General features: G+C 55.6%; 3 protein-coding genes. All 3 read left to right on the forward strand.

Going from position 1 to position 4,216, the window contains the following annotated elements:
• Positions 1-213: 213 nt before the first annotated feature.
• Positions 214-1,218: an OmpA family protein gene (locus tag K0B87_09345; GenBank protein MBW6514939.1), complete on the forward strand. Its 1,005-nt coding sequence runs from the start codon at positions 214-216 to the stop codon at positions 1,216-1,218.
• Between the two features lie 567 nt (positions 1,219-1,785).
• A complete protein-coding gene (gene gyrB / locus K0B87_09350; protein MBW6514940.1) occupies positions 1,786-3,684 on the forward strand; it encodes a DNA topoisomerase (ATP-hydrolyzing) subunit B in 1,899 nt (632 codons plus the stop codon).
• A gap of 17 nt (positions 3,685-3,701) precedes the next feature.
• On the forward strand, positions 3,702-4,216 hold a 515-nt coding region (locus K0B87_09355), incomplete at its 3' end, for a DNA gyrase subunit A (protein ID MBW6514941.1).

The following is a 4,216-nucleotide window of genomic DNA, read 5'->3' on the forward strand; positions in this document are numbered from 1 at the left end:
AACGAGCAGACTCCCTTCCTCGATTATGACGGAAGGACCCTGTTCTTTTCTTCCAATGGCCATCCCGGCTTCGGCGGTTACGACATCTTCAAATCTTACCGCATCGGCAGCAGCTGGCAGGATTGGTCTCTGCCTGAAAATCTCGGCTTGCCGGTCAATTCCACCCGCAATGATCGCCATTTCTACCGCACACCGGGGACCAACGAAGGCTTCATGAGCTCCGACCGCAGCGTGGGGGGCTTTGAGAACATCTATCAGCTCAATTTCACCTACGCCTTGCCACCCAGCTATCTGGTGCGCGATTCCACCGGCAACGTGCAGTCTGTGGAAGTCGGGCTGGAACGCCCCACTTTGGCCCAGTCTCTGAGCCCGGATAGCGTTTTGGCCAGGATAGACGAGACTTTGGGCGTGCTAGACCTCGGACTGAGGCAAACCGGCGAATTCCGGCCCCCTCTTCCGGAAAGGACCGTGATCCCGGAACGGGTTACCGAACCGGTCGTCCCGGCACCCGCGCCAGCTCAAACCCCAGTGCAGCCAATAGTCCAGACTCCGGCTGAGTCTCCGGACCAAGCTTCTGAGGAACCACCGGTGCTGACTGAATTGCCGCCTCTGGTCAGCATTTCAGGCTTTGTCCTGGACCAGAAAGGGGGCCCGGTGAGCGCTGAAGTGGAAATTTCCTGCATCGTGGACGGATTGCGGACCCGGGAAGTTGGCCCCACGGACGACAAGGGTGCCTATGAGCTAATCCTGCCCCGCGCGGTTACTTATTCCGTGGTGGTCAACGCGAGCGGCCATCTGCTCCATGCGCAGGAACTTATCCATGCCACTGATGCAGATGCGCTTGGCCTGGACATAACGCTGCAAAAGCTCGATCTGAAAGAGCCGGCAGCTTTCGCGCCCATCCTCTTTGCCTACGAAAGTTCCGTCCTGGACGAAAAAGCCACGGCCAGTCTGGACGACGTGGTCTTGACCCTGCTGAACAACGCCAAACTCAAGCTCAACATATACGGCCACGCCCTGGATGGAGGAACTGCCGCCTACAACAAGGAACTCTCGGAAAAGAGGGCTCGGGCCGTGGTCGATTACCTGATCTCCAAAGGGATCGAAAAGAAGCGTCTGAGCTGGAAAAGTTACGGCAGCACAAGGCCTTACAACTCCGCGATCTCTGAAACCCAAAAAGTGAGGAACCGCCGCGTGGAGATCGAGGTGAAGAGCTAAGTTCATCCTCCGCAAGAAATTGTTAACTCAGTGGTGCCGTGTTTAAGCGGCATCTTTTTCTATCCGCTTCGGCAAGGATCTCAAGCAAATCTGCCCCAGTTTCATGCCCAGCATGCAATTGATTGCCAGCCAATAACTTGGGAAGATCGCCAACCCGCCGCCCCCATATCGCTCCCCTTATCAATACGGTGTCAATACGGACTCATTACGGACAAAGTCCGTAATGAGTCCGTAATGATAGCGCAATGATCAGGAGAGCGGAGCCAAGGGCGAAGGGGTGAAGAGGAGGGAAACGCCCATCAGGCCTGATCAGGGGGATGATAATGCTTTTTTGGAGGCAGTTTTGGCCAGTCCACTTACCGGGATTTGCCCAAGTCTGCACACCGCTTCTCTAAAGCATTGAAAAATAAGCAGATAAAAACTGAAAATTATTGCGGATTGTTCTTGACAAAAACCCCATATCTGACAATGTGGCAACCAGATATGAATTCAATTGTCGAACTGGCGAGGGAAAATGGCTCAAAGCGAGCTTTTCATATAGTGTAACAATATAGGAGACAATAGATTATGCCTAACAAGGATTACTCAGCAGAGCAAATTAAGGTAATGAAAGGGCTGGAAGCAGTCCGCAAGCGCCCGGCAATGTACATCGGCGGCACCAGCGAGCGTGGATTGCACCATCTGGTCTATGAAGTTGTGGACAACTCCATCGACGAGGCCCTGGGCGGATATTGCGACCTGATCAAGGTCACGATCACCTCCGAAGGGGAGGTTGAGGTCGATGACAACGGTCGCGGCATTCCGGTGGACATGCACAAGGAAGAGAACCTTCCAGCCGTGCAGGTGGTGATGACGGTGCTGCATGCCGGCGGCAAGTTTGACAACAAGTCCTACAAAGTTTCCGGCGGACTGCACGGTGTGGGCGTATCGGTGGTCGTGGCGCTTTCGGAATATCTCGAAGTGCGCATCCACAAAAACGGAAAGATCTACTACCAGCGCTATGAGCGGGGCAAGGCCGTCACAGGTCTGGAGATCCTGGGAGACACGAACCGCAAAGGCACGGTGATCAAATTCAAGCCGGACGACACGATCTTCGAGACTGTGGAATTCAGTTTCGACTACCTCACCACCCGTCTGCGCGAACTGGCCTTTCTGAACAAGGGCGTGCGGATCATACTGAAAGACGAGCGCAGCGACCGCATGCACGATTTCAAGTATGAAGGCGGGATCAACAGTTTTGTGGAGTATCTGAACACCAACAAAAAGCCCGTCGGATCCAGCCCGATCCATGTCGCTTCAGCCCGTGAGGGCCTGGAATTCGAGGTCGCGCTCCAATACAACGAAGGCTATCAGGAAAACATCTTCAGCTTCGCCAACAACATCAACACCACCGAGGGTGGGACGCATCTGAGTGGCTTCAAGAGCGGCCTGACTCGCGCGGTGAATACCTACATCAAGAACGCGGACCTGCTCAAAAATGAGAAAGTGAACCCTTCCGGAGAAGACATCCGCGAAGGGCTGACGGCCGTGATCAGCGTCAAGCTCTCCAACCCGCAGTTTGAAGGGCAGACCAAAACCAAGCTGCAGAACAGCGAGGTGGAGGGTTTCGTCAATTCCGCCGTCTATGAGAAGCTGATGACCTATTTTGAGGAACATCCTGGTGAAGCCAAGACGATCACCCTGAAGAGCATCCTGGCCGCCCGTTCGCGCGAGGCGGCCCGCAAAGCCAGGGAGCTGACGCGCCGCAAATCCGTTCTGGAAAGCGGCTCTCTTCCCGGCAAACTGGCCGACTGCACGATCAGCGACCCCGCCAAAACAGAACTCTTCCTGGTTGAGGGAGATTCCGCCGGCGGCAGCGCCAAACAGGGACGGGACCGCGCCTTCCAGGCCATCCTGCCACTTTGGGGCAAAATGCTGAATACCGAAAAAGCCCGTGTGGACAAGGTTTTGAACAACGACAAGATCCAGCCGATCATCCTGGCCATCGGCGCCGGGATCGGGCAGGATTTTGACATCTCCAAGATCCGCTACTCAAACATCATCATCATGGCGGACGCGGACGTGGACGGAGCCCACATCAGCACGCTGCTGCTCACTTTCTTCTATCGCTACATGCGGCCCCTGATCGAGAATGGGAACATCTACATCGCCAAGCCGCCCCTCTTCCTGGTGCGCAAAAACAAGCAGAAACGTTATGTCTTCAGCGAAGGGGAACGTGACAGCGCGGTGCGGGAATTGGGCGAAAAAGGCGTGGTGATCCAGCGCTACAAAGGCTTGGGCGAAATGAACCCCGAACAGCTTTGGGAAACGACGATGGATCCTGAGAGGCGCACCATGATCTCCGTGAAAATGGACGACGCCATCGAAGCCGACCGCATGTTCACGATCCTGATGGGCGACGAGGTCGAACCCCGCCGCGAGTTCATCCAAGCCAACGCCAAATACGTGCAAAACCTCGATATCTAAGGAAACTGGAGAATAGAATGGACGACAAGACCAAGATAATCAATGTGCAAATAGAAGACCAGCTCCGCCAGGCGTATCTGGATTATTCCATGAGCGTGATCGTCGCGCGCGCCCTGCCGGATATCCGCGACGGGCTCAAACCCTCACAGCGGCGCATCATTTTCGCCATGCACGAGCTGAATCTCTCGCCTGGCGGGCATTTCCGCAAATGCGCCAAGATCGCCGGCGATACCTCCGGAAACTACCATCCCCACGGCGAACAGGTCGTCTATCCGACCCTGGTGCGCCTCGCCCAGCCCTGGAACATGCGTTATCCACTGATCGACGGACAGGGCAATTTCGGCTCCATTGATGGAGATCCGCCCGCGGCCATGCGTTATACCGAGGCGCGGATGCAAAAGGTGACCACGGAGATGCTCGACGAGCTGGACAAGGACACGGTGGATTTCAAATCCAACTACGACGAGACCCGCAAGGAGCCCACGGTTTTTCCCACCCGCGTCCCCAATCTGCTGATCAATGGATCATCGGG

It is taken from the genome of Candidatus Syntrophosphaera sp., from assembly GCA_019429425.1.
GTDB lineage: Bacteria > Cloacimonadota > Cloacimonadia > Cloacimonadales > Cloacimonadaceae > Syntrophosphaera.

Coding starts and splice junctions, on each gene's coding strand:
- K0B87_09345 (MBW6514939.1), top strand. CDS start 214: ATGAGCTCCGACCGCAGCGTGGGGGGCTTTGAGAACATCTATCAGCTC.
- gyrB (MBW6514940.1), top strand. CDS start 1,786: ATGCCTAACAAGGATTACTCAGCAGAGCAAATTAAGGTAATGAAAGGG.